Genomic DNA, 24,144 nt, shown 5'->3' with positions numbered 1-24,144 from the left:
TTTTAAGGAAGACTTTCCGTCACAGCCATCCCGCTTTGAGACGCCAGCACATCCTCCAAAGATATCTCCACCCCCGTCAGGAAGGGATCGCCCATTGGGGACTGATAGACGGTCCAGACGGCCTTCGGATAGGTCTTTTGGATGCGGGCCTTTCCGCCGTCCGACAACCTCCATGGTTCGAAGACCAACATGACGTTCCGCTTTGCCTCAAAGGGGATTGGGATCGGAGGATCCATCCCATAGATCTTGAACCGGGCCCCACCCTTCGTCAGGAAATAAACGGCCGAGGAAAGGCAGTCCGATTCGACCATCAACTGGTCTTGGGGATAATGGTCGTTTAGGATCTTGGCTTCCTGGATGTACTTCAGTCCCCTCTCCCCCCAAGTGGAGCGATCCTTGGAAAAATGTCCGAAGATGACGTTCAAATTAAGGGCCATTGCCAGGACCAAGCCGGCGGAGGCGGACCAACCGAGCCAGTTCCAGCGGGGCTTGGGGAACAATCGATAGAAACCTGCCAACCAATCGAACCCGTTTCCGACCGCCAAAAAGACGAAAGGGATGATCGCGGAAAGTCTCACCGAGTGGACATAGGCCATCGGCGAATCATAATGTCCCAAGGCATTGGCGGAAAGACCCATGAAAAGGCCGGGCAACAACACCCAGGAGAGGGACTTCCGCAGATTGAACAAGCAGGTCCCAATGCCCAACATGGCCAAAGCACCCGTATAGGGGTCCAGGAAAGGATCGAAATAAGCGAACCGTGTATCTACTTGGGTGTTGGGGGCCCAGAGGGTCGTCAAGGTCCAAAAATAGGAGACCGGAAGGAAAAAATAGTTCCCGGTTTCCTTGGCGTGGGCCGCGATCCAATCCGCATGCACCCTTCCCCAGACCTCTCCTGGATATTGGGTCGCGTGGATCAGATAAGGTCCGACCAGCCACAAAAAAGCGAACAGGACCAGGAAAAGTTGCTTCCAATAACCCTTCAGGAAATCCCATCCCTTCACGGCCGAATAGCCCAAGATGGTCAGGGCCATCATGACCGGAATGCTCCGCCCGTTGACGTAGTTCATGACACACATCGCCGCGAAGAGGCCCGCCAAGGCAAAATAGACCCTCCGTCCCGTCCGGAACCCGTTTTCCAGGGTATAAAAAGCGCCTACCTCCGCGAAGAACAGGATGCTGTTGTGGAAGGTGGAAAGGCTGAAATAAAGGAACCACCAAGAGGCGGCCATCAGCAAGGAAGCTACCAAAGCGGCCGCCTGTCCCATCCAGAAACGACACCATTTGAAGAAAAAGAAGATCGCCCCCAGGGAAAAGAAGGCCGAAACAGAACGGGCCACCCAGCACTCGGGCCCCAATATCTTGAAGGCCGCTCCCACGATGTAATCGGGAAAGGTCGGAGTCCCTCCCCATCCGGTAACGAAGGGGGACCGTATCAACCCACCGAAGGCCACCTCAAAGGCGTCCGAAAGGTTGTTCGCTTCGTCGGCTTGGAGACCCGTTACATGGGTCCCGACGAAAGGAAGACGCATCAGGGCGGCCAGGAGCAGGACGATCGCAAGCAAGGCGCCCTCGGGGGCCGAGAAACGGAACGAACGGTCGGGGGAAGTGGCGCAACGACTCTGCACCCTGAAGGCCCAGACAAAGGTCCCGATAGCCAAGCTCCAACCAATGAGGGCTTGGCCCACATGAAGCATCCAGATCGAACCCGCCAATAATCCCAGGAGTCCCCACGGCGCGACGGACGCCCCTCCACGGGAGGGGGCCCCGGCCTTTCGGGCGCTCGGTAAAAAATTCCGGATCGGGGCTTGGACCGGAAAAGACAGGTAGATAAGGAAGGCCGCCAAAACCTGACAAGGGGCGCCGATCCCCCAGTTCGGATGGAAGCCGGAAATCAGGTGGATCCCGCACCAGGAAAGGATCAGTCCGGCCGGAAGGGCATAGCGTGCGGGCAAACGACCATTCCACCGCCCTGGAACGGGTGAAATTCTTTCCCCCGCCCGGGGACCGGATCGGGTGGTGGCCGCTTTCTTTTTCGGTGTCCGGCTCGTTTTCGGCATGCGCGTTCCTTCCAAGACGGCGAGGACCTAACGGTCCAGGATTTTATCCCTTTTTCAACGGGCCACGGGAGTGGAAAGCTCGTCCAATTCCCGGTCCCAACCCTCTTCCAAGGAACGGACCCGAACGGCCGGGAAGGAATGCTCCAAAGTGAACGCCGTCAAGAGCTCGACCGCATGCGGTCCCGCCGAGAGTTCCAACCTGGATTTTCTTTCGAGATCCCCGACGGCCCTCTGCATTTCCAGCACCTTCTTGCCATCCAGCCACAATTGGGTGTTGCAACTGGTCCGGAAACGGATCTCATAGGTACCAGGACGGGTCACCATCCAAGTTCCGTCGATCCGTCCCGTGTTTTCTCCCCGCACAAAGGAAGGGGGCAACGAATCGTTCCAACGGGCCGACCGATCCTCGAATCGGATCATGCCGCGTCCCAGTCCGAGTCCCATATAGAAACGCCTCCACCAGTAGGAAGCCGGAGTATATCGGACATAGAAATAATCCCTGGGATCCCTTTTCAATCGGTCGAAGGGAACGGTGATCCACTTCAAGGAAGTGATGGGCCATTCACTTTTCCTTTCATGCCAGGTCCCGCCGGGAAATGCCCGTTCCAATTTTTCACGGATGGGATCATCCCCACCCCAAATGATCACGGCCAAATCCTTACCCCGGGTCCCCTCCACCAGGTCGATCGGATTCGAAGCCAAGGATAGATGGGCGTCCCTCCCCTCGCAGACCAGATCCAGGGTCCCTTCGCCAAAATGCCCTTCATTGGGGGTCAAATAGACCCGATCCTGGGGTAAAGGCGGGGTATTGAGGACATCTTGGGCCAAAGCATCCGGCCAGCGCATGGCCATCCATTGCTCGAGGATCCGATAATTCGCCACCAGGGTCCAACCCGCCCAAAGGATGAATAGGGCGGTCCCCCAGGCCCTTCCATGGGCCAAGGGCGAGGAACGGAAGACCTGCCAAAGACGGTAAGCGCCCCAGGCAGCGATCAGGTAGAGAGGTAGGAGGGCGGCCATGAGCCGGTTCGAATGAGCCCCATGGGTGACAAAAAAAGAAGCATAACCGACCCAGAAAAGCCCCAGGACGCAGGCCTGGATCAGCCGGGGTCGCCCCACGAAAGCGGCCAAGGCCACTGTTCCGAAGGCTGGGACGAAAAGATCCATATAAGAATCCCCCTTCATGGGCGGCAGGTTCCAAAAGGGGTTCTCGGGATCATAGCTGAAGATCATCTGGAAACCCGTCCAGATGTTGTGGAGGACGTATTTCCAAGCCTCCCACTGGGTCAGGCCAAAGCGCGGATGGAAGATCACCATTTCATTTGGATGATCCGAATAACCAGGCTGGGACCAAAGGGGCATCAGGAGCAAGGCCGTCAAGAGGGCGCCCGAAGCCCATTTCCATATCGGTTCCCTGCCACGGCCATCCAAACCGACCTTGACATAGAGTCCGACCAAGACCAGGACAAGAAGAATGAAACCCCCTCCGTGCCCGAAGAACTGGACCCAACCCCATTCATGGGGAAGGGTGCGATTGACGTAAAAAAAGGCGAAGCTCCAGGCGATCATGACGGCCCAAGCCAAAGCCACGGGCAACGGCCCTTGGGGCCGTGTCTGGGGCCGGACCATTGACCAGAGCCACACTCCCCCGATCAGGACCGGCGTCCAAAGCCGGAAGGCCACATAGATATAGGAACCCAGTACAAGGGCTCCGCCCCATTGGAGAAAATGGCGGAGCTTGGGGTCCTTGAGTAGCCGGAAAAGGAAGAGGACCGCCAAGGCGCAGGCCAGGACATCGGCGTGAAAACCGAAATTGATCTTCGAGATCTGGATAAGGGTCTTGCTCAAGGCTCCCATGGCCATCAGGATCAATCCCGCACGGCGCCCGCCCGCCTCTTTTCCCAACAGGTAGAAAGACCAGAGGATGAGCAGGTCCACAGCCACGGATGAGAGGCGCATGGCCACGATCGCCGTGGTCTTGGGCGCCAAAGACCAAAGGGCGGCCGAAAAATAGGCGAAAAGGGGTTCCCGGGTACCGTAGGGCAATAGGACCGGCCGATCCCCCGCCACCATGATCTGAAGGGCCTCATTGGCGTATATCCAATGGTCGTTGTCGTAACAACCCGTCTGACGATGCAGATCGTAGAGCCTCAACAATGCTCCCACACCGAGGATCAGGAAGAAGATCGGCCGGCTCCACCTTGATCCCAGATCCGGCTCATGGGACGCCTCCGTGACTTGGCGAAGGAAATAGACCAATCCCACGAAGCCCATCAAGAAGAAAGGATAGAAGGGAAGATGGGCGAACCATTCGGCATAAGGGAACACGAATTTCGCATTCGGAAGGGAAAGAAGGGCCAAGAGGACAAGAGCCCAGGAGACCAGGATCCCTCCAAAGATCCCGGCGCTCAGCTTTTTATCCGTTCTCATCGACCGGGCGGTCTTTAGCTTATTACGGGCATGGACAGAACGAGGGGCCCGAGGGGAATGGCGGCGAGAAGGCATCGTCAATGACCCACGTTGGCGGTCATTTGATCCAAGGGCATCTCTTGGGAACCGCCAGGCAAGGTCACGTGGACCATCGGGACTTGATGCTCGGAAGCGAAAGCGGTGACCACTTCGATTGAATGGGGGCCTCGGGAAAGCTCCAGGTCGCAGGCGCGGACCCCACTATGATCAGGCTCCATTTCCAGGACCTTCCTACCGTCGATGAAAAAACGCATCACATTCCCGGTGCGCAGGCTGAAGTGGTATTTCCCCGACTCCGGCGCTTCCCAATTCCCCTCCACTCGCATCGAATTGTTCCAATCGATGAATCGATGGTCCGGGAGATCGTCATTCCAATGGGCCACCCGGTCCTCGTAAAGGATGAGGCCCCGGCCCAGGCCATAATAACCGTAGCAACGGCGCCGCCAGGTTGTTGAGGGCACCCGCCGGACGTGGAAGTAAGCCTTGGGATCCGCCGGGATCCGGTCGAATGGGACCCGGGTCCACCAAAGATAGGGGACGTCGTCATCCCCTTGGAGGTAATAGGTCTTTTTGTTCCAGACCACTCCCGGGAACTCCTGCTCGATCCGCTTTTGGGTTCCCGTGTCCCTCCCCCACACAAAGATGGCCAAGTCCTTGCCCTTCTCGTCGGGGGTCAGATCGATGCTGTTCGAATCGGTCGCCTGAAAAAGGTCGGAGCCGTCGGCCAACACCTCCATGGCACAGGCAGCGTAGAACCCAGGATTGTGCTCGACGATATAGACCCGGTGGTCGGGCATTTCGCTCCGGGCATGGGTCCAGACGATCGTGTTCTGGGCCTCTTGAGCCATCCACTCCCAGGTAAGTTTATGGTCCTGGATCGTCTCCCAGACGAATCCCAAGAAAAGGACCCCCGCCAGGACCGGTTTCATCCATTGAGGATGCCGGGTCCTCCTGAAAACGTTCCAGAGGCGGTTCACACCCCAGGCACCGGTCAGGAGCAGTGGCAGGTCACAGATCACATAGCGGAAGGAATGGGGGCCGTTGGATAGGGTCCCGGCGGTGGTGCTGACGAAAAAAAGGGAAACAATGAAAGCGGTGACCCACTGGGGTCGAGCGACGAAAGAGGCTAACCCGAGCAGGGCACAACCCGCGACCATGTATTCATAAAGGGAATCCCCAATGGCCGGAAGACGCGAAACGTGGTCCACCTGACCGAAAAGGAGCTTCCACGTGAAAAGATTGTTCTCCCAAACCTTTTGCCAGCCCTTGCCAGGCTCGGTGAATTTCGAGCTGAAGGCGGAGATGTCGGCTACGTGCTCGGAATAGTGGGGATGCAAATAGAAGGGAGCCATGATCAGCGCTGTCAAGATCGCCCCGGTGGCCCAGCCAAAAAGCTTGCTGAAGCCTTTCCGCCTTTCCCGCATGGCCACCTTCGCATAGGAGAATGCCAGCAGCAAGGCGAAGAGAACCGCCCCTGGACCCGCCACCAAGCGCACCAGACCGTTCTGCTCCGGGAGGAAAGAATTTTTGTAAACGAAAAGAAAGGCCCAGGCCGCTAGAAGGGCGGGCCCCAGAACGATCCGATAAGGATCAACTTTCCTTTCCTTGGGATCGTGGAAGAGCCAAAGAAAGGCCGCACCCAGGAAAACGGGGGTCCAAGGACGGAAAGGCACATAGGCGAAGGCTCCCGCGCCCAAGGCGGCGCCCCATTGGATGAAATGGGACAGGTCCGGTTTCTTCAGTAACCGCAGGAAGAACAGGACGACGGCCGCGCTGGCCAACACCGCCGTGTCGTTCCCATATTCGAATTTGGTGACCATCACCATGGTTTTGCAAATGGAACCCATCGCCAAAAGGACCAGCCCCATCCGACGTCCGCCGATCTCCTTGCCGATCAAGTAGAAGAGCCAAAGCGCCCCCAGGTCGATGAGGATGTCGGCCAACAGCACCACGATCAGACCGGTGGCCCGGGGGTCGAAAAGCCATAGGAACGCGCTCAAATAGGGAAAGAAAGGCTCCCGCCAACCCACCGGAAAGAGGAAGAAGAACTTGTGAAAATCCAGCATATTGCGGATGTCCGCGGTGATGGTGTAATGATCATCCCAATAGAAACCCACGGGTTGATGGGGACTTTCCCAGCGCAGGTAGCCGCCCAAGGCCAGGAAAGCCCAGAACCCGATCCGGGCTGCCAACGGGGATAGGTCACCTTCCGACTCCGGGAACAACGGCGCTTGCCGGAAAAGGACGACCAAAGCGATGAAGCCGATGACGATCAAAGGGACCCCGGGCAAATGGGCGAAAAGATTGTCCTTTGGGAAGACCTGGATCTGGTTATGGATGAAAGCATTTCCCGGCCGCAACAATAGGTTGTAATTGGGAAGGCTTAAAAGACCCGCCAGGATGGCCGCCCAGGCCAGGAGGATCGCCCCGAACTTCTGCAGGGAGAAAGCGGAGCGGGCACGGCCCTTGGGCGCTTCGTGTTTTTTTGCTTTCCGGGATCTACGGTTCGCCATGGTCACCTTTCCGCGGTCATTGTCCGAGCACCTGGTTGACCCCCGCCTCGGGGTTTCGGATATTCACCTGTTCGAACCAAGCGTTGACCCTCAAGAACGAAAGGTAGCGAACGTGGTGGGGGCCCCGGGTGAGGTGGATGGTCTTGGAAACATTCGAAGGATTGGTCCATTCGGAGAAGACGGAGGTCAGGACCTTTTTGCCATCCACCCACAACTGGATGGGATTGGGGCTCCGAACGGAGAACTCATAATCCCCGTCGGCGGGCGCCGTCCAATCGCCTTCCGCGGAGGCGGAATGGGCCCCCAGCCCGGGCGGCAGCGGGTTCAAGGTCGGACTGCTGTCCTCATAAAGGATCATGCCGCGTCCTAACCCAAAATAAGTGACGTAAACGCGCCGGAGCCATTTTTTCTCCGGGACCACATGGTATTGGAAGAGCTTCCCCGGTCTTTCCGGGATCTGGGAGGCCGGGATGACGACGTCATACAGGAGCGGCAGGTCGCTTGGGGCCTGATAGTACTCCCACTTGGGGATCCATTGTGCTTTGGGGAATTCTTTTTTCAGGAGCGGACCCCATTCCTTGTCCATACCCGCGACCATCACGCTCACATTCCGGCGTTCCTCGCCGGGAAGGACATCGATGACGTTCTGCTTCGCCAGCAGGTAGACCGACTTACCGTCATGGATGACGCTTTCAGTGGCCGGCGAAGCGAAGCCCATGCCATGGTACTCGGCCATATAAACCCTTTTGGTGGGGAGCTGCGCCGTGATCTCATCGGAAACAAGGATGTCGGGACGGAACATGTGCCACCATTTGTCATAGACCCGCGTGAATGTCGTCTGCCCTTCCCAGAGCCAGAAGCCCGTGAACCCCAACAAGAGCAGGACCCCCGCCCAACGCCGAATCCCCGATGCGGAAAGGAAACGGGTGGACCACTCTTCCAGGCCCCAGGCGGCCAAAAGGAGCATGGCCGGTAGGGAACCCAACAGTTTGGCGCTGGTGGGATCGATCGTGAGGATGCGTCCGACCATTCCCACCCCCACACAGGCCAACAGGAATATACGTGTCCAAGAGAACCGGGAAACCGCCCAGACCAACCCGAACAAGGCGAGGACCGCCGCTTGCAGGTCGAAGAAAGGGTCCCCTTCCACGTTCATGTCCGAACGGTCGTCGCCGGTATAAAAGAGGTCCCGAACGGAGTTCGAGGCCCGTTCCCAAACGGTATGGATGAAATTGGACCCGACCCAATGGGATGGGTCCTTCGGGATGATGGACAGGTCGCGGATCTTGATCCCGATCTCCTCGTTCATGGCCAGGGGATAGGCGAGGAAACCCGCCAACAGGACACCCAGTCCCCAGGCCGCCAGGACCCTTTCCTTCCCTTGGGTAACGCGATGGTAATAACCCAGGGTCCCGAACAAGATCACCTGGATCAGGAGCCAGACAGGAAGATTCGCCCGCCAAATCTTGGAGATGGGGTTGTCCAAGAAAATGACGAACAATCGGTCAAGAAGGAAAAGGAAAAGCCCACCCACCCCCACGATCAACAGCAAGCGGAGAGGCCAACGCACGGAACGGGCCCTTTCCTTCCAAAGGAGCCATCCCAAGGTGGTGAGCGCCAAAAAAAGCATCCAAGGGCGATAGGCGATATAGGAATAGAACCCGGCCCCCAGGATGAAGCCCCACTGTAAGAAATGCGGAAGGTCGGGCTTGCGGAAAAGCCGGAACTGGGTCCATAGGATCAACCCTACGATGAAAGGCAAGGTCAAGCCGGGCATTCCCCCCAGGTTCTGCATGATCTCGGGTTTACTGAAGGCGCCAAGCGCGGCCAGGAACAGCCCGGCGAGCCGCTTGCCGGTGACTTCCCTCCCCAATCGATAGAAGAACCATCCCGCGGCCGTATCGAAAAGGGCCGAGGTCAGCCGTTGGGCCAATAGGGCCGACATGGATGGAAAAAGGGACCAAAGTCCCGCAGCGGCATAAGGATAAAGCGGTTCCCGATGGCCAATGGCGAATGTCAGGCGGAACATATGGAGTTCCATGATGTTACAGGGATCGATGATACAGATCGCCGGATCGTCCCAATAACGGCCCATGGCCGCATTTCCCCGGTAGAGCCTCATGAAAAGTGTCAAGCCGAGGAAGAGGGCAAGTAAAGGATAAACGACCCACCGGGGCACATCGGATCGATTCGGCGATTCAGGAAGCCCCCGGAAACCCAAGAAAAGGAGAACTGCCCCGAGGAAGATCAGGAAGTTCAAGTGATTTGCGGGCAGGGAAAATGGCACCCCGATCCAGCGGAAGGCCTCGAACTGCAGGAAGGAAACCGTGATCAGGGTCGTCCCCAAGATCAAAAGGAGGAATGTTTCCAGGCTCGGTGCACGGGACGAGGAAGCGGAGCGGCTCTTTCCCTTGGGCGCCCCGGCCAAGGAACGACCTTTTCGCCCGGGAACCCGACGGACTGTTCTAGCCTTGGCCAAGTTATGGACCGCCTTCAGGTTGGTGGCGCCGTTCAGCGGACGCTATCGGGCAGTTGGTAGAAATAGACGTGGTCCCCGCCGGCACAGACCAGCGTATCCTCAGGGGTCACGGTCAGGCCCCGGTCGCCGGGGACCAGGCCGCCCTTTTCGTCCCTCAGGTCGCCGAGGTAATCCCCCTGGATGGTATAAGCCTTGATGCAGCTATAACCCTCGCTGTTGCTGGTCGAAACAAAAAGGCGTCCTTTCGCGTCAACAGCCACGGAGGCCACCCCTTTCTTGAACTTGAGGACCTTGGTGACCCGCCCGTCCTGGTCCAGGCATTGGACCCGGTGGTTCTCCGTATCGGCCACGAAATAATGTCCCTTTCCATCGGCTGCCACATCTTGGGGACCTTGGTATTCACCCTCTCCCGTACCCCGGCGGCCCCAAGTGGCGGCGACCGAGCCGTCGGGCGAGATCAGGGCGATCCGATGGCTTCCCGTATCCGCCAGCACGAAATCCCGCCCATCGAAGCCGATGCCCCGGGGTCCATAGAGGTTCTTGTTGGCCAAGTTCAGGTCCAAGACCTGCTTTCCATTCTCGTCGTACCCCTTGATGGCGGTGTTCCAGGTATCCATGACGAAAACGTGACCCTTGCCATCCGAAGTCGCGCCCGAAGGTTCGTGGAATTCCCCCGGGCCGCTGCCCGCCTTGCCCCAGGACTTGACACAATCGCCTTGGCGGTCGAAAAGCAGCAAGCGGTTCCCGCCTTGATCGACCACGAGGATCCTATCCCGTCCAATAGACGCCACACCCCATGCATTGAAATGTCCGCATGAATCGGTCGCCCCGGAGATGCTGAGCGTCGATCGGACCTTATAATCCTTCGTCACGTCCCCATGATAAAGATTCAGGACCTCCACCAGGCAGATCAGGCCCGCAACGACGATAACGGAGCGGACCAAAACGTTGCGATCCAGTCCCCCAAGCAGAGGGATGATCACGGAGGGGTTCCGTCCTTTGTTGTCCTTGGATCTGTTCTTCTTCGTGCGTTTGGTCATGGGTCTCCGATCGGGATTTGGACGTTCAGGGAGCCGCTTGTTACGGGGGAAATTTTCGCCTTCGGCGCGGAAGCCCCCGGCAACGGGCCAACAAAGCTCCAAAGGTCCCTTATGAGGAGAGATTTATACCACAAAATCCGCTGTCAAAAACTGTTTTAACGATAGACCCATCTTTCTATGGATCCTTTTCATCGGCATCATATCCCTTTAGGGGAAGGGCTTTGTTCGACGAACTTTTATATTATTTTTTCGGAAATATTCAGGGAGTACCAAGGACTTTTTGATAGCCCAAGTCGTGGTTCTCAATGGTCACCGCGGCGAAGCCGGGCAGGACCATGAGATAGGTCGAATAACGCACCCGGTGTTCCCCGGCCTTCAGGAAGACACGATGGGAAACAGGCCGGGCATCCCCTTGATGCATGGATTCGAGGGCCACCCGCCCATCCATCCAGATCTTGACCCATTCAGGACAATTGACCGAGAGGGTGTATTCGCCGTCCGCCGGAGCGGTCCAGAACCCTTCGCCGGAAACAGGCCAATCCTTCGCCCCCGCCGGGGGCGGATTGAGCCCGGGCGCAACATCCTGGAAAAACACCACACCCTGACGCATTCCCAGCCGGTCCTTGTAGACGCTCCGGACCCAATCCGTGTCATGGACCGGCAGGAATTGGAAGGCTTTCCCCGGTCTTTCCGGTATATCCGAAGCCTTGATCCGGACCCGGTAAAGGAACGGGGTCTCCTTCCGTGACTTCTGGTAATACTGCCAACCAGGCGTCCATTCGGAACGGGGAAAATCCCGCCTCAATCTTTCGATGGTCTTTTTGGAGAACCCGGAGAGGACGACCCCCACGTCCGGGCGGACCTCGCCGGACCGGATGGGAATGAGGTTGTGTTCCTGGAAAAGATAGGTCGGATGGCCGTCATGCAGGACGGCTTGGGCCGCCGCGTCGAAGAACCGGTAGGGGCTTTCCGGGGCCGGCACAAGATAGACCCGCGCCGCAGGAAGGAGCTTGTCGACCTCCGTCCCGACGCGCAGGTCGTCGTTGACGACATCGGACCACCATTTATCGAAGACGCGCACATAGGTGGCGCGGGCCTCCCAACCCCAAAAACCTAGGAAGACCAGGAGGATCAAGGCGCCCAGCACGGGCCTGCGGGGTTTCGCCCAATAGGTTCCCAACCATCCGGTCAACGCCCAACTCGCCACTAAAAGCAACGGCATCACCGCCCCTAAAAGCTTCGCACCGTGGGGATCATTCGTGAAAAGGAACGGGACGACACTGACAGGAACCGTCAGGACGAAAAAGACTTTCAACCAGCCGGGGCGCGAAAGGACCCAGACCAGGCCCAAAAGGACGAGGACCGCCGCGTGGAAATCCAGCACCGGATCCCCGACCACGTTCATGTCCGCCCGGTCCGACATCCCCAGGAACAGTCCTCGGACAGCGTTCAGGAGGCGTTGAAAAGTTCCGGAATAAAAGCCGATGGAAAGCCAACCCCCGGCATCCTTGGGCAATAAGGAATTGTTCGCGATACGGGCCGCCGCCTCGGTATGCAATGCCAATGGATGACTTAGGATCCCCGCGACCAGGGCGCCTGCCGCCCAGGCGTAAAGCCGACCCCGGAGTCCGGGAAAGGATCGCGCGGCCTGAAGAAAGACCGGCCCCAGGAGAGCCTGCCACAACACCCACCCGCCCATGCTCCCACCCCAGATACGGGAGGGAAGGTTGTCATGAAAAAGGGACAGGACGTGGTCCAAATAGAAAAGAAAGTAGAAGGCGACAAAAAAGACCAGGAAGGCCTCCGGGAGCCAAGCCGGGCCCTTGCGTAACCAAAGGTCGGACCACTCCAGGTGCGGAACGGGTTTCCAGCGAACAGGACGTGACGGACGGCCCGGGGACCTGTACACGGTCCAAAGGATCCAGGCGAGGGTCGCCACCATCAGGAAGAAGTACCAAGGACGAATGGCGTTGTAGGTGTAGAGCCCGAAAGCCAGGACCGTTCCCCATTGTAGGAAATGGCGCAGGTCGGGTTTCTTCAAGACCCGGACCTGGAACCAAAGATAAAGGCTCACGCTCAGGATCAGGGTCTGGGCGTTCTGGGCGCTCAAGTCGTGCAACAAAAGGGGTTTACTGACGGCCCCGAGACCGGCCATGATCAACCCGCCATAACGTTTTCCAGTGACCTCCCGGCCCAACCGGTAAAAGACCCACAATGCGGTCAAACTGATCAAGTTCGCCGCCAACCTCATGACGAAAAGGGCTTTCAACCCTGGAAAGAGCCACCAGATCAAACCAGCCACATCCGGGAAAAGGGGTTCGGTCGCCCCTCCGGGATAGATGATCATCCAGCGATGGAATTCCGCAATATAGTCGGCGAATCCGACGAAGTTCGCCGGGTCGTTCCAATAGGCCAAGTAAGCCTGGTCCGCCCGGACGAATCTCAGGAAGCCCGCCAGGGTCAGAATGGAAAAAAGGACCGGGTAGGCAAGGGAACGAGACAGGTCGCCCCGGATCTCGTCCAACGAAAGGCCGCGGAAACCCCTCCAAGCCAAACCCGCTCCCAACAGCAACAGGAAGGGCCAAAAGGGTCCTGGAAGGACACGGGAAGGCCCCAGCCAATTGAACCGATCGGTTTGAAGAAGGCCCAAACCGATGAAAATCGCGCCCAAGAGGATCCAGAGGGTGGCTTGGCCTAGATCGAAACCAGGAGTCCTCCGGAGCATCCAAGAAAGCCAAGGATGGCTCCACAAAGCTGTTTTATTTTTAGCGGCTTGCCCCGTTTTTTTATGGGTTCGAAGGGAAGGCAATCGGATGGACTCCCCGCTTGGGATCGACAACTTGTTCTGGACACGCATCGACGCGAACGGTCGTCATTCTATCCCATCGCCTTTATGGAATGGATCAATTTCGCAGCGTACCGTCCCACGGGGAAGCCATGCAGGGTCCTTGGGTCTGTGGTATAAAGGGTCGCCTTGATGCGCGGAGGGACCGCGCTTTTTAAAGGAACGCCGCCCGGAAAGGTGGGACCACATGCCGACGAAAGACCTCTTGAAATCCCATGCCCTCTGGCCGCACTGGGTAGCCCTCTTGGCTTTCATCTCCATCATCTCGGCCGCCCGGCTCCATACCTTCGACGAGCCCATCGAAAGGGATTTGGCGGTCTACGCGGTGACCGCTCACGGGCTGCTCCATGGCCGGGTTCTTTACAGCGATCTCTGGGACCACAAGCCCCCCGCCATCCATTTGACCTATGCCCTGGCGGAACTCGTCACCGGTTACGGTCAGCAGGAATTCTTCTTTCTGGGTCTTTTGGGGACCATCCTGACCCTCGTCGGGCTCTATCGCCTTGGATCTTCCACTCTCGGTCCCCAGGCCGGATTCTGGGCCGCCGCACTTTGGACCTGCATCTGTTCGGACATGTCCTTCGAGGCCAATCAACCAAATGTTGAGACTTTCATCAATGCGGCCTTGGTATGGACACTGGTCTATATCGTTCCCGATGGAAGGACCTCGCGGCACCTCGCCTTGGCCGGATCTTTCCTTGCCCTAGCGGGGTTCTACAAACCCCAAGCCTTCCTTTATATCATCCTTTTTCCGGCCGTCATTTGGACGGTCGAAAGGGGGGGTAAAAGGCTTTCACAAGCCCTAAGGTCCTTCCTTTGGCTCCTGATCCCTTCCTTGGTCCTTTGGGCGGTCTGCTTCCTCTACTTCTTCGCCGTGGGTCGGTTCCAAGATTTCTACGATGCCGTCTTCGTCTTCAACAAGTTCTATTCCACCCAAAGGCCGACCTTGGTGAACTTGGCCATGGGTTTTTGGCCCCAGAACCTCTTCCCCGATTTCAGCCGGTTCCTTGGCCCAACTGTCGTCCTCATTGTCCTGGCCGCGCTGGGAAGTCTGCGGCGTTTGGGAAACCTATGGCTCTTCTTCTTGGCCTATCTGGCCGGCACTTTCCTCTTCGTGGCCAGTTCAGGCCAGTTCCTGCCCCATTATTACCAATTATGGCTGCCCCTGCTGGCCCTGGGTGGGGGTATGGCCATTGTCGTGGTGGGAGGCTGGTTGAAGGGTCTAACACCCCTTCCGGCGCTGGCTTGCCTCTGGCTCATCGTTCCTCACGAGGTCGGTTTCTATTCATTGAGTTCGCACCAATGGTCGGACCGGAAATATCACGATCACTTCCTGCTCGCCTACGACCTGGCCCATTCGTTGAAGGGCATCCTCAAGCCTGGTGAAACTTTCCTCCACTTCGGCAACGAAACGCCCCTTTATTTCTATGCGGAGGCGGATCCCCCCACCGGACTTACCTATATCTATCCTTTCAAGATCGGTCCTTTGGCGGAACGGTTGAATTCAAGGTTCCTGGCGGATCAGGCGGCCCACAAACCCCAACTGGTCGTACTGGACAACATCGTTTACGCCGAATATCGGCCGACCTATTTCAAGGATTACGATCTTTGGAGGTACTACCCCATCGACAAGCGTTACGCCCTATTGGTGCGGCGCGGTGGGGAGCTTGAGGCGCGTTTGAGGCGGGAAGGCCGGTTCTTCGATCGCGAAACCGTCAACAGGGCGGACTGAACTTCCGGGACCGGCTCAATTCCCGGGGACTTGGAAGAGGAAGGCCCGGTTATAGGCGGTGAACAAAAGGGTATCGTCGGGACCCATGTTCATCGAACGGATACCTGAGAACCATTCGCCGAAACCATCCTGGTCCCTCAGGACACCCAGGGATTCCCCCGAAGGTCCGAAGACCTGGACCGAACCCGTGTCCACATCGGTGGCCGCGTAGACCCGGCCTTTCCGGTCCACCGTCATGGCGATGATCCGGCCTTGGCAAACCATGGACCGGACCGGTCCGCCGTTCTCGTCCAATACTTCGATCCGCCCGCTCTTGGCATCCGCCACGAAATAGTGGCGCTGTCCGTCGGTGGCTAAAACGGTCGGTTCCTGGAACTGACCCGGGCCGTCCCCCCGGCCCCCCCCAGGAGGCGCTGTGCTTGGTATCCGGGGTCATCCAGACAACTCGGGCGTTCCCCGTGTCCGTCGACAACAGTCGTTCCCCGTCGAAAAGGATGGTTCGGCCATCGGTCCCGGTGATCTTCGAGAAGGGGATCTGGAGGGCCACCTTGCCGCCCGCGTTGATATCCCGAAGGTCCCTTCCCGATTCCGCCACATAGATCCCACCATGACCGTCAGGCATGATACTCGAAGGATCCCGGAATCCCAAAAGACCATCCCCCTTATTTCCCCAGACGTTCAGCAATTTCCCCTTGCGGTCAAAGACCAGCAGACGGCCATTCTTGGAATCCCCCACCACGATCCTGTCCTTTCCGAGGGAGGATATGCCCGACCCTTCGAAGGGTCCGCAGGCTTGGTGCTCACCCAGGACACGGGCCAGCATCCTTACCCGGAATTCGTGGAAGGGCTGGGTATGGTGCAAATGGATGATGATCTCGTAAAGGACCACCGTCAGCAGGACGATGATGGCGACGGCCATGCCTGAAAAAATAGGGGAAGCGGTGGGAACCACGGAGACAGGGGATGAGGTCGATTTCACCTTGGCCCTTCGCGTGGCCTTCTTTCGGGTCGCCATGACGTTTCCTTCCGGACCGGTCTGATGCGTCGGGCAGTAGCATATATCACCCTTCGGGGGCCGAAAAGGAATATGCGTCCTCTTCCTGAATGAAGTTGGCGGATCATCGAAAAGTTTTTAAACTTGGACCGACATGTCCTCCACCCGCCGCCCCCGACAAAGTTGGTCCATCGTCCTTTTTTGTTATAACGAGGAGGCCACGGTCCAAGAGGTCGCTCGATCGTCCTGGAGGGTCCTTTCCCGTATCGCGGGCGCCCAAAAGGAGCTCTTGATCGTGGATGACGGGAGTACGGATGGTTCGGCGCGGATCATCCGGCGCTTCGTTCGGGCGACCCCAGGGACCCGCGCGTTATTTCATCCCGTCAACCAGGGCATCGGACGCACCCTCCGGGACGGATATTTAAACGCCCGTTATGAGAATGTCTGTGCGGTCCCCGCTGATGGGCAGTTCGACGTGGAGGAATTGCTTCCCTTCGCACGGGTCGACCAGGACACTTTCGTCTCCTTTTTCCGGAAAAATCAGGTCGGTTACAGCCCCTACCGTCGTTTACTATCGCGGACCAACCGGGCCATGAATCGTCTGGTCCTGGGGATGGAACTAAAGGACGTGAATTGGGTAAAGGTGTACAAACGCAGTAAGTTATCGAAGCTGGACCTGCGCCTGCAAAGTTCCCTGATCGAGAGCGAGATCTGCGCGAAACTGTTGGCGGACGGTGCCCGGGCCCTGCAAGTTCCCTCGATCTACCACCGACGCGTCGGGGGAAAGGCCAAGGGAGCGAGCCCGAGATCCGTCTACCGGGCCGCCGTAGAGACGATCAAATTAGCCTGGGTTTTCTGGACTTACCGGCTCAAACCCGGACGCTAGCCCTTCCCCATCGCCAACCCTTCCTTTATGCCCGCGACCACTTCATCCACTTGGGCCCCGGTCATTTCGGGGTAAAGGGGCAGGGAAAGGAGCTGGGAACAGGCTTTTTCGGCCAAGGGGAATTCCCCGAGCCCATGTCCCAAATGGGCGTAGGCCTTCTGCAGATGCACCGGGATGGGGTAGTGGATGTTGGTCTGGATACCCCTGCCGCTCAAGAATTCCTGGAGGGCGTCCCTCTTTTCCACCCGCACCGCGTAGACATGATGGACCGACCGTAGATGGGGAGGGTTTCGGGGGATCGCCAGGGGAAGCCCCTCCAACTTTTCGTCGTAGAGTTTCGCAAGACCCCGTCGGGCTTCGGTCCATTTCTCAATGTATTTCAACTTCACGCCCAGGATCGCCCCTTGCAAGGCCTCCATGCGTCCATTGAACCCCGCTAGATCGTGATGGTAACGTTTCTCGGCCCCCCAATCGCGAAGCGACCGGACCTTTTTGGCCAGGGCTTCATCATTGGTCGTCACCGCCCCTCCTTCTCCGTAGGCCCCCAGGTTCTTGCCCGGGTAAAAGCTGAAACAACCCGCCAAACCCAGGCCGCCCACCCGCTTCCCCTTGTATTCGGCTCCATGGGCCTGGGCGGCATCTTCGATCACCGGGATGCCACTTTGGTCCGAGATATCCAGGAGCGGACCCATCTCGGCAGGGCGGCCGTGGAGATGCACCGGCAGGATCACCTTGGTCCGGGGACCGACGGCCGCAATGACCTTGGCCGGATCCAGGTTAAGGGTGGCGGGATCGACGTCCACGAAGACCGGCCTCGCGCCGACATAAAGGACGGCGGCGGCGGTGGCCACGAAGGTGAGCGGCGTGGTGATGACCTCATCCCCCGGCCCCACGCCGGCGGCCAAAAGGGCCATTTGCAGGGCACTGGTACCGGAATTGACCGCAACGCAATGGCGTGTCCCGCAATAGGCGGCGAAGGCCTGTTCAAAGGCGGCCACTTCGGGCCCCAGGACATAATGTCCGCTCTCCAGCACACGGGCTACCGCCTCCCCGATCTCAGCTTGGATCGAACGGTATTGGGCCTTCAGGTCCAGGTAAGGGATCATAGGCCGAATTGCTTCCAGTCCAGGGTCACTGGGTTGCCCTTCTGGGCCATGGACCGGGAGGCCGCTTCCAGGATATGCACGATACGTAGCCCCGCCACGCCATCCGAGAGGGGGCGGGACCCTTTCAGGATCGCCTCGGCGAAAGCGTCCGCCTCCAGGCTCAGCGCTTCCGTAGTATCCAGCTTGGGGGACCAAACGTCTCCAAGCCGATAACTGACCAGCATCTTGTAAAGACCCTCCGGATCACCGGTCAGGGTGATCCCCTTGTCGTACACCTTCACTTTCTCGGTGGGTTCCACGTCGTCATAGACGATCATCTGTTTATCGCCTCCGATAAGGGTCTTACGGATCTTGACGGGCGCCAACCAATTGGCATGGATGTGGGCGATCAGGTCATCCTCGAAGAAACAGGTAAGGTAGGCGATGTTCTCCGGCTCCTTGGGCACATGGGCGATGCCGGTGGCCGAGATGGCAGTGGGCCTCCGGTCCAACAAGTGGTCCATGATGGAGAGGTCGTGAACCGCCAGGTCCCAGAGGACGTTGATATCGTGCTGGAAGAGCCCCAGATTGACGCGGACCGAATCGTAATAGTGGACCTTTCCCAGTTTCCCCGTAGCCACCATCTCCTTGATCTTGCGCACCGCCCCCGTGTAGAGGAACGTGTGGTCCACGAAAAGGACCAATCCCCTCCGGGCGGCCTCCTGGACCAATTGGTAGGCCTCCTGGGAATTGGAGGCCAAGGGTTTTTCCATGAAGACATGTTTGCCGGCCTTCAAGGCCTTCAAGCCCAGGTCAAAGTGCGTGAAAACCGGCGTGGCAATGGCGATCGCCTGCAGGGAGGGGTCCTCCAACAGATCCTCAGGACGGGATGTGGTGCGTAATGAAGGATAGCGTTTCTTGGCCTTGGCCAGGTTCTCGGGCTTTAGGTCAGCGACCATCGTGACCTGGAGATCTTCATTCTCCATGAAATTACGGACCAAATTAGGGCCCCAGTAGCCGTAGCCCACCACGCCAATGGAGATCATGATCTTCCCTTCCGGTCACGCGTGTCGCCGACCACCCTGGCAGGGATCCCCACGACGATCGCATGGTCCGGCACGTCCTTGGTCACCACCGCGCCCGCACCCACCAGGGCGCCCCGGCCGATGGTCAAGCCGCACAGGATGACCGCCCCGCTCCCCAGGGAGGCACCTTCCCGGATCAAGGTGGGTACGACCTTCCAGTCTTCCTCCGTTTGGAGTCGGCCCCCTGTCGTGGCCCGGGGATAGGGATCATTGGTGAAGAGGACCCCGTGTCCCACGAAAACTCCATCCTCAAGGGTCACTCCCTCACACAGGAAACTATGGCTCGAGATCTTACAGGAGCGGCCCACCCGGGCGCCTTTTTGGATCTCCACGAAAGCCCCCACCTTGGAATCGTCGCCGACTTCGCAACCATAGAGATTGACCAGGTCGGGTTGGGGGATCGCGACGTTCTTGCCGAGCTTGACCGATGGGGAAATGGGCATGGGACCTGCTTTTTGGAGGGATGACCGGCGAGACGACCCAAGAATAACACAAAGGGTGTGCCTCCAGAAGCCGGCCTCAGGAACCCCCTGTTTTACGGGCAGAGGCGTAGAGCAGGAGACCGTTCACCACGAAGATCTTTTCCAGCGTGAAGCCGTTCTCCGCCAGTGTCGCCCTCAGGCGGGACTTGGTGAAGTGGTGGATATGCCCACAACGGTACTTGTGGTACACGCTTCCCTTCACATAACCCATCCAAAGGCAGTTCAGGTTGAACAGGATGAAGAAGGGGCCCAGGAAAAAGTCGTAGGGAACGGTCACGAGGAAGGTCCCCTTGTCCTTGAGGATACGGCGCACTTCGCCGAGCACTTCCTGATGGTTGAACACGTGTTCCAGGACCTCCGACATCAGGACCACGTCCAGGCTCTTGGGTTTCAATCCGGTCTTGGAGAGATCGGCGGCCACCCTGAAACCGGCTAGACGCTTGTTCTTCTTGGCCCAAGCCAGCATCTTTTGGTTGATATCCACCCCGAAAACCGGCAGTTGGTGGATGTTCCAACGGCAATTGCCGCAACCCAGGTCCGCCATCTTCATGCCCTTCTTGAAGTGGTCGGACACGAACTTCGTCAAGCGTTCATAGCGGGAGCGATGGTACCAGGCCCGGAACTTGCTGACCTTGGTCTCGTCGGACATCTCGTCGTAGTAGTCCTCGTCCATTTCCCGGTATTCCACTTCGGCCATCTTGGCCGAGCTGAAGGTGGAGATACGGTTCAATAGGGCGTTGGAGGCGGCCAGAATGAAAAGGCAGGAGATCAGAGCTTCCATCAAGCCGAAGCCTTGGAACTGGAACAACCAAAGCATCACTCCCGCGCCCACGGAGACCCAGAAGCTCATGAAAAGATGCAAGCCCCAAGAAGTGCGCATGCGGATCTCTTGGTTCACATAAACAACGTTGTAATAGATGTAATGGAAGACCTGGTTCAGGAAAGTGCCTATGGCGAATGCCGGGGCCGAATTCAACCCCCGGTGGTTGACCAGGAAAAGGGTGACGGCCAGGTTGAGGGCCGCTCCCAGAAGGCCACCCAGGAAAAAGATCAGGACCGCGGGATGGCGCCAGCGTTGGACCACGTCATGATCGTGCACAGGTCAGCCTTTCTGCGCGGCGATGAAGTAACAAGCTCCCTTGCCACCGTCTGCGTTCAAGGACTTGCGCAGCCAATTGGAGGCGAACCACTTCACCGGCCCCCGGGGCCCGAGGACCCAACGGCCGAACAACGCCTTCAAGATCTTGGAAGGAAAGGCCAGGATCATCCATCGCTCATAGACGTGGAAGGTCGGGATAGGGATGATGTAATCGGTCTTGACCGTCTTGAACCCGGCCTTCTTGAGGCGTTTGGTCCAAGTGGCGGCATCGTCCACGTGGTAATGCTTGAAGGTTTTATTGAGGTTGTCGATGTACCATTTGCCAAGGCCTTTCAGGCCCATTCGGGTGAGCACGCCGCGGAAAAAGGTGTCGCTGGAATAGCATTCGCTCGGCACCGTGATGAGCAGGCGCCCCCTGGGCTTGAGGACCCGGTGGATCTCTTTCAGGGCCTTGTCCAGGTCCGGGATATGCTCCAGGACGCAGTTGCTGACCACGGTCTTGAAGGAACCCTTCGGAAAGGGGATCTCGGTGGCACTTGCGCAAAGGGCCTTTTTGTAGCTTTTGCTGGCGATCGCCCTTTCCACCTCGGCCTTGTCCAGATCGATACCCGCTTCCAAGTTGCCGCCAAAGGCCACCCGGGCCAAAAAACCATCCCCACAACCGACATCGAGTACCGGATGTTCGAGTCTCTCCTTGGAGAACCGATGGCACTCAAGTGAGCGCCAAAAGGCCATGGCAATGGGGGTTTTTTCTAGGTAATCCTTGAAAAATTCCTCGCGGCTTTTAGGGGTGGGCTTCAAGGGGTCTCCAGGGAACAAGGATCGGTCAATAACGGGCTTAGTTTACCAACAATTCCATTATTTTTTTAAGTTCCCGGTCCCCTTTTGGGCTTGGAAGCGTCAGCACTCCAGGGAAGGTTTTGGCGGCAAAGGGCCTATACTGGCCCCAACGCCCCCACAAAGGCACAGCTCTCATGGAAAATATCCAAGCGCAGTTCCAAGGAATGACCGAGGCCTTGGTCGACCGTTCGCCCTTCTTTTCCTTTTGGACCCCAACCGATGTCAGCCCCGCGCTTTCCCGGAAGTTCCTCTTGAGCTTCGACCTGCTGGTCAAGAGCTTCCCGTCCCTCATCGCGACCGGCGCGGGCCGTATGGAGGATGAAAAGGCCCGGTTGGTCCTGGCCGTCAACCTTTACCAGGAAAGCGGCGAAGGGGACTTGGAGCGCACCCACCACGCCATCTACCGGAAATTCCTCAGGACCGCCGGGTTCGACCTGACCGCCCTTCCCGAGGACCCTTTCGCCGTCCTTTGGAAGAACCGGCTGACCGACTATCTCCAACAGGCCCACCCGGGTTCGGTCCTGGGCGCTTTGGCCGCCGGGGAATTCCTCGCCCAACCGGCCCTGGGAAGGCTTTATCCCGTCCTGAAGGACCACTATCCGGACGCGGACCAAGAATATTTCACCAAGCACCTGGTCCTGGAAACGGAACACGTTGAGGAGATCACGGCCTTGCTGGCCGGCTTCGCGGGGAGCGAGACGGGCTGGAAGGAAGTGTTACAAGGGTTCGAATTCGGACTTTCGGTCTGGGAGACCTATTTCAACAACTTGGCCCATCACCTGACGGGCGCTCCCCCGCCCCACCTCATCCGCCACTGAACCGCCCGTTCACTCGAAGACGGGCAAGGGTTTGACGCGCCTGCATCCCAACTTCACTATCTCGGTGACATGCAACTGCATCATGGAGGAAAGGTAACGCTCCTGCGTGTCCGCCAGGGTCTTGCGTTCCCCGAAAGTCGAGCAGGCCAGGAGGATCAGGTCCTTGCCGTTGGCGATATGGGGCGGTTCGTCCCTCTCGATGTCCTCGATGGCGTCCATCAATTCCTTGTCGAACAATCGCTTGAAGATACTGGTCGGTAGGTCGGTCATGGAGGACAGCACGATCTCACCGGCGAACTGATTGGCCGCCGCGATCTCCGGCGCCGTCCTGGCCTCGGTCTGCACCTTCTGCATCTCGACGAGGATGGGCGGCAGTTCGAATTCATCGATGCGGGGTTCGGACCCGTAACGTTTCAATTGTTGGGCGAAGACGTCGTAATGCCTCATCTCGTCCTGGATCTGGCGGGCCAGCCGCAGTTTCAATTGGACCTGGTCTTCGGGAAGCAGGGTGATCTCCCGGGCCTGGGCCACGGTGCCGAAATACCACTCGCTCCAGGCCCTTCGCCTCATATAGGTGATGAGGTTGGCCTTGTAGGCCGCGGGATCCATTTCGATGAACTCGTAGGTGTTCCAGTCATAGAGGTCGTCCCCGATATCCTTGGCCCGGTGGTAGAGCTTCTGCATATATTCGTTGTCCGAAAAGGCCATCAGCTCCTTTTCGGCCCATTTGGAATAGGCCGGAACGGTCAGAACTTCGCCTTGCGCCAAGGTCGTCGTTTCTGTTTTTCCCAAGATCGTCCTCCATCCTTCTTTGCGGCTTTGTGTCAATGTTGGTTTATTTGAAAACATCCTCTTCGACATTGTTCCCGTACCAGATCTCCAGTCCCACCACCCCGGTCGATTCCATCTCCCCATTCAAGTGGTCCGAGGTCATGAACTGCGGGGCCTTGGAAACGTCCGAGGCCTCATGGACCACCAGGGCCACCGCCGGATCCCCGGGCAGGTGGTGGATGCTGTAGTTGCTGTTCTTGTACTTACGCCCCTCATGGTGGTGGTTCTCGGCCCGGAAGCATTTGAGCCAGAAATCGTAATCCCTTACTTCGTTGCGGGCGATGACGATCCCCCCCGCCATCTTGGGTTGGGACGTGTAAACCCTCTTCTGGGTGTCCAGCCCGTACCAAATTTGGGGGATCCGGGCTCCGGCCCTGTCCATGGCGGCCATGAACCCCGGAGAACGGACAAAAGAAACGCCCCTTTGCAGGTCGGAACTTTCGAGGGTGAGGATGAAGGTGTTCTTGGCCTTGAGATCCCTATGCAGGCTGTAGGCGGTGAACCCATTCGCCTTGAGGTCCGGGACCTGGGCCAGGAAGGCCTGCCGGTAGGCTTTCAGTCCGGAGGCGGCCTGACGGACAAAAACGATACCGGGCCGGTCCAGGGAAGAAGCATGGGACGCCCCTATCCATCCCAAAGCAAAAGCCAGCATGAAGAAGAACTTTTTCAAACTTCCCTCCCATTCGCGGTCTCGACCCCCCCGAATCTACATCCTTCGCGCCTGCATGACAATCATTCCACCTGCGTCCATTATCATGCAGAGCTTTTCGATGACCGGGATGAAAAACCTTGTTTCCATCCCCCAAACAACGGCACGCATCCTGCTTTAAAGCCTAGGGCAAGGACCGGGGGCTCGCTCCTGAACGACTGCTGGTCCACCAAACCT

At 58.2% G+C, this 24,144-nt stretch carries 18 protein-coding genes; 4 read left to right on the top strand and 14 right to left on the bottom strand.

Annotated features, from left to right (window positions below):
* Positions 1 to 2: 2 nt before the first annotated feature.
* The 6 genes from VHE12_08575 to VHE12_08550 all read right to left on the bottom strand — a co-directional run bounded on the left by VHE12_08575 (position 3) and on the right by VHE12_08550 (position 13,232).
* A complete protein-coding gene (locus tag VHE12_08575) occupies positions 3 to 1,715 on the bottom strand; it encodes a glycosyltransferase family 39 protein (protein HVZ80838.1) in 1,713 nt (570 codons plus the stop codon).
* 399 nt (positions 1,716 to 2,114) lie between these two features.
* Entirely contained in the window at positions 2,115 to 4,490 is a 2,376-nt protein-coding gene (locus VHE12_08570; protein HVZ80837.1) for a PA14 domain-containing protein, read from the bottom strand.
* Between the two features lie 77 nt (positions 4,491 to 4,567).
* Positions 4,568 to 7,042, bottom strand: coding sequence for a glycosyltransferase family 39 protein (locus VHE12_08565; protein ID HVZ80836.1), 2,475 nt, complete (start codon positions 7,040 to 7,042; stop codon positions 4,568 to 4,570).
* A gap of 16 nt (positions 7,043 to 7,058) precedes the next feature.
* Positions 7,059 to 9,470 carry a PA14 domain-containing protein gene (locus VHE12_08560; GenBank protein ID HVZ80835.1) on the bottom strand — a complete coding sequence of 804 codons (2,412 nt, stop codon included), beginning with the start codon at positions 9,468 to 9,470 and terminating at the stop codon, positions 7,059 to 7,061.
* An 83-nt stretch (positions 9,471 to 9,553) separates the two neighbouring features.
* Positions 9,554 to 10,561 carry an NHL repeat-containing protein gene (locus tag VHE12_08555; GenBank protein HVZ80834.1) on the bottom strand — a complete coding sequence of 336 codons (1,008 nt, stop codon included), beginning with the start codon at positions 10,559 to 10,561 and terminating at the stop codon, positions 9,554 to 9,556.
* 259 nt (positions 10,562 to 10,820) lie between these two features.
* Positions 10,821 to 13,232 (bottom strand): glycosyltransferase family 39 protein, encoded by a 2,412-nt coding sequence (locus tag VHE12_08550; GenBank protein ID HVZ80833.1) that lies wholly within the window; start codon positions 13,230 to 13,232, stop codon positions 10,821 to 10,823.
* Between the two features lie 361 nt (positions 13,233 to 13,593).
* Here VHE12_08550 and VHE12_08545 point away from each other — a divergent pair, with 361 nt between their 5' ends.
* Positions 13,594 to 15,138, top strand: coding sequence for a glycosyltransferase family 39 protein (locus tag VHE12_08545; GenBank protein ID HVZ80832.1), 1,545 nt, complete (start codon positions 13,594 to 13,596; stop codon positions 15,136 to 15,138).
* Positions 15,139 to 15,153: 15 nt separating this feature from the next.
* Here VHE12_08545 and VHE12_08540 read toward each other — a convergent pair whose 3' ends face one another.
* A complete protein-coding gene (locus VHE12_08540) occupies positions 15,154 to 15,465 on the bottom strand; it encodes a hypothetical protein (GenBank protein ID HVZ80831.1) in 312 nt (103 codons plus the stop codon).
* A 466-nt stretch (positions 15,466 to 15,931) separates the two neighbouring features.
* Between VHE12_08540 and VHE12_08535 the strand changes: the two genes are divergently transcribed.
* Together VHE12_08535 and VHE12_08530 are read left to right on the top strand one after the other, a co-directional pair.
* Positions 15,932 to 16,063, top strand: a complete 132-nt coding sequence (locus tag VHE12_08535) for a hypothetical protein (GenBank protein ID HVZ80830.1) — start codon at positions 15,932 to 15,934, stop codon at positions 16,061 to 16,063.
* A 223-nt stretch (positions 16,064 to 16,286) separates the two neighbouring features.
* Positions 16,287 to 17,018 carry a glycosyltransferase family 2 protein gene (locus VHE12_08530; GenBank protein ID HVZ80829.1) on the top strand — a complete coding sequence of 244 codons (732 nt, stop codon included), beginning with the start codon at positions 16,287 to 16,289 and terminating at the stop codon, positions 17,016 to 17,018.
* On the opposite strand, the gene VHE12_08525 is transcribed toward VHE12_08530, so the two are convergent.
* The 5 genes from VHE12_08525 to VHE12_08505 form a co-directional block, all read right to left on the bottom strand.
* On the bottom strand, positions 17,015 to 18,124 hold the full coding sequence (locus VHE12_08525) for a DegT/DnrJ/EryC1/StrS family aminotransferase (GenBank protein ID HVZ80828.1): 1,110 nt from the start codon (positions 18,122 to 18,124) through the stop codon (positions 17,015 to 17,017). The two genes, VHE12_08530 and VHE12_08525, sit on opposite strands and share 4 nt — an antisense overlap.
* Positions 18,121 to 19,149, bottom strand: a complete 1,029-nt coding sequence (locus VHE12_08520) for a Gfo/Idh/MocA family oxidoreductase (protein HVZ80827.1) — start codon at positions 19,147 to 19,149, stop codon at positions 18,121 to 18,123. The genes VHE12_08525 and VHE12_08520 overlap by 4 nt, the downstream gene beginning before the upstream one ends.
* Positions 19,146 to 19,631 (bottom strand): acyltransferase, encoded by a 486-nt coding sequence (locus tag VHE12_08515; GenBank protein HVZ80826.1) that lies wholly within the window; start codon positions 19,629 to 19,631, stop codon positions 19,146 to 19,148. The genes VHE12_08520 and VHE12_08515 overlap by 4 nt, the downstream gene beginning before the upstream one ends.
* A gap of 76 nt (positions 19,632 to 19,707) precedes the next feature.
* Complete coding sequence (locus tag VHE12_08510) at positions 19,708 to 20,769, bottom strand: methyltransferase domain-containing protein (GenBank protein ID HVZ80825.1); 1,062 nt, start codon at positions 20,767 to 20,769, stop codon at positions 19,708 to 19,710.
* Positions 20,770 to 20,772: 3 nt separating this feature from the next.
* Complete coding sequence (locus VHE12_08505) at positions 20,773 to 21,570, bottom strand: class I SAM-dependent methyltransferase (GenBank protein HVZ80824.1); 798 nt, start codon at positions 21,568 to 21,570, stop codon at positions 20,773 to 20,775.
* Positions 21,571 to 21,743: 173 nt separating this feature from the next.
* Between VHE12_08505 and VHE12_08500 the strand changes: the two genes are divergently transcribed.
* Positions 21,744 to 22,427, top strand: a complete 684-nt coding sequence (locus tag VHE12_08500) for an iron-containing redox enzyme family protein (protein HVZ80823.1) — start codon at positions 21,744 to 21,746, stop codon at positions 22,425 to 22,427.
* A 9-nt stretch (positions 22,428 to 22,436) separates the two neighbouring features.
* On the opposite strand, the gene VHE12_08495 is transcribed toward VHE12_08500, so the two are convergent.
* Positions 22,437 to 23,219 carry a ferritin-like domain-containing protein gene (locus VHE12_08495; protein HVZ80822.1) on the bottom strand — a complete coding sequence of 261 codons (783 nt, stop codon included), beginning with the start codon at positions 23,217 to 23,219 and terminating at the stop codon, positions 22,437 to 22,439.
* A 43-nt stretch (positions 23,220 to 23,262) separates the two neighbouring features.
* Positions 23,263 to 23,928: a hypothetical protein gene (locus VHE12_08490; protein ID HVZ80821.1), complete on the bottom strand. Its 666-nt coding sequence runs from the start codon at positions 23,926 to 23,928 to the stop codon at positions 23,263 to 23,265.
* Positions 23,929 to 24,144 lie beyond the last annotated feature (216 nt).

It is taken from the genome of bacterium, assembly GCA_035549195.1.
GTDB lineage: Bacteria > Oederibacteriota > Muellerivitia > Muellerivitales > Muellerivitaceae > DASZRK01.
Note: the sequence above shows the minus strand (reverse complement) of the source record. Positions and strands in the feature narration are given on the sequence as shown.

Bases quoted from the DNA above. Each gene is read 5' to 3' on its own strand.
- VHE12_08570 (HVZ80837.1), bottom strand. From the start codon at position 4,490: ATGAGAACGGATAAAAAGCTGAGCGCCGGGATCTTTGGAGGGATCCTG.
- VHE12_08565 (HVZ80836.1), bottom strand. From the start codon at position 7,042: ATGGCGAACCGTAGATCCCGGAAAGCAAAAAAACACGAAGCGCCCAAG.
- VHE12_08555 (HVZ80834.1), bottom strand. From the start codon at position 10,561: ATGACCAAACGCACGAAGAAGAACAGATCCAAGGACAACAAAGGACGG.
- VHE12_08545 (HVZ80832.1), top strand. From the start codon at position 13,594: ATGCCGACGAAAGACCTCTTGAAATCCCATGCCCTCTGGCCGCACTGG.
- VHE12_08530 (HVZ80829.1), top strand. From the start codon at position 16,287: ATGTCCTCCACCCGCCGCCCCCGACAAAGTTGGTCCATCGTCCTTTTT.
- VHE12_08525 (HVZ80828.1), bottom strand. From the start codon at position 18,124: ATGATCCCTTACCTGGACCTGAAGGCCCAATACCGTTCGATCCAAGCT.
- VHE12_08520 (HVZ80827.1), bottom strand. From the start codon at position 19,149: ATGATCTCCATTGGCGTGGTGGGCTACGGCTACTGGGGCCCTAATTTG.
- VHE12_08515 (HVZ80826.1), bottom strand. From the start codon at position 19,631: ATGCCCATTTCCCCATCGGTCAAGCTCGGCAAGAACGTCGCGATCCCC.
- VHE12_08500 (HVZ80823.1), top strand. From the start codon at position 21,744: ATGGAAAATATCCAAGCGCAGTTCCAAGGAATGACCGAGGCCTTGGTC.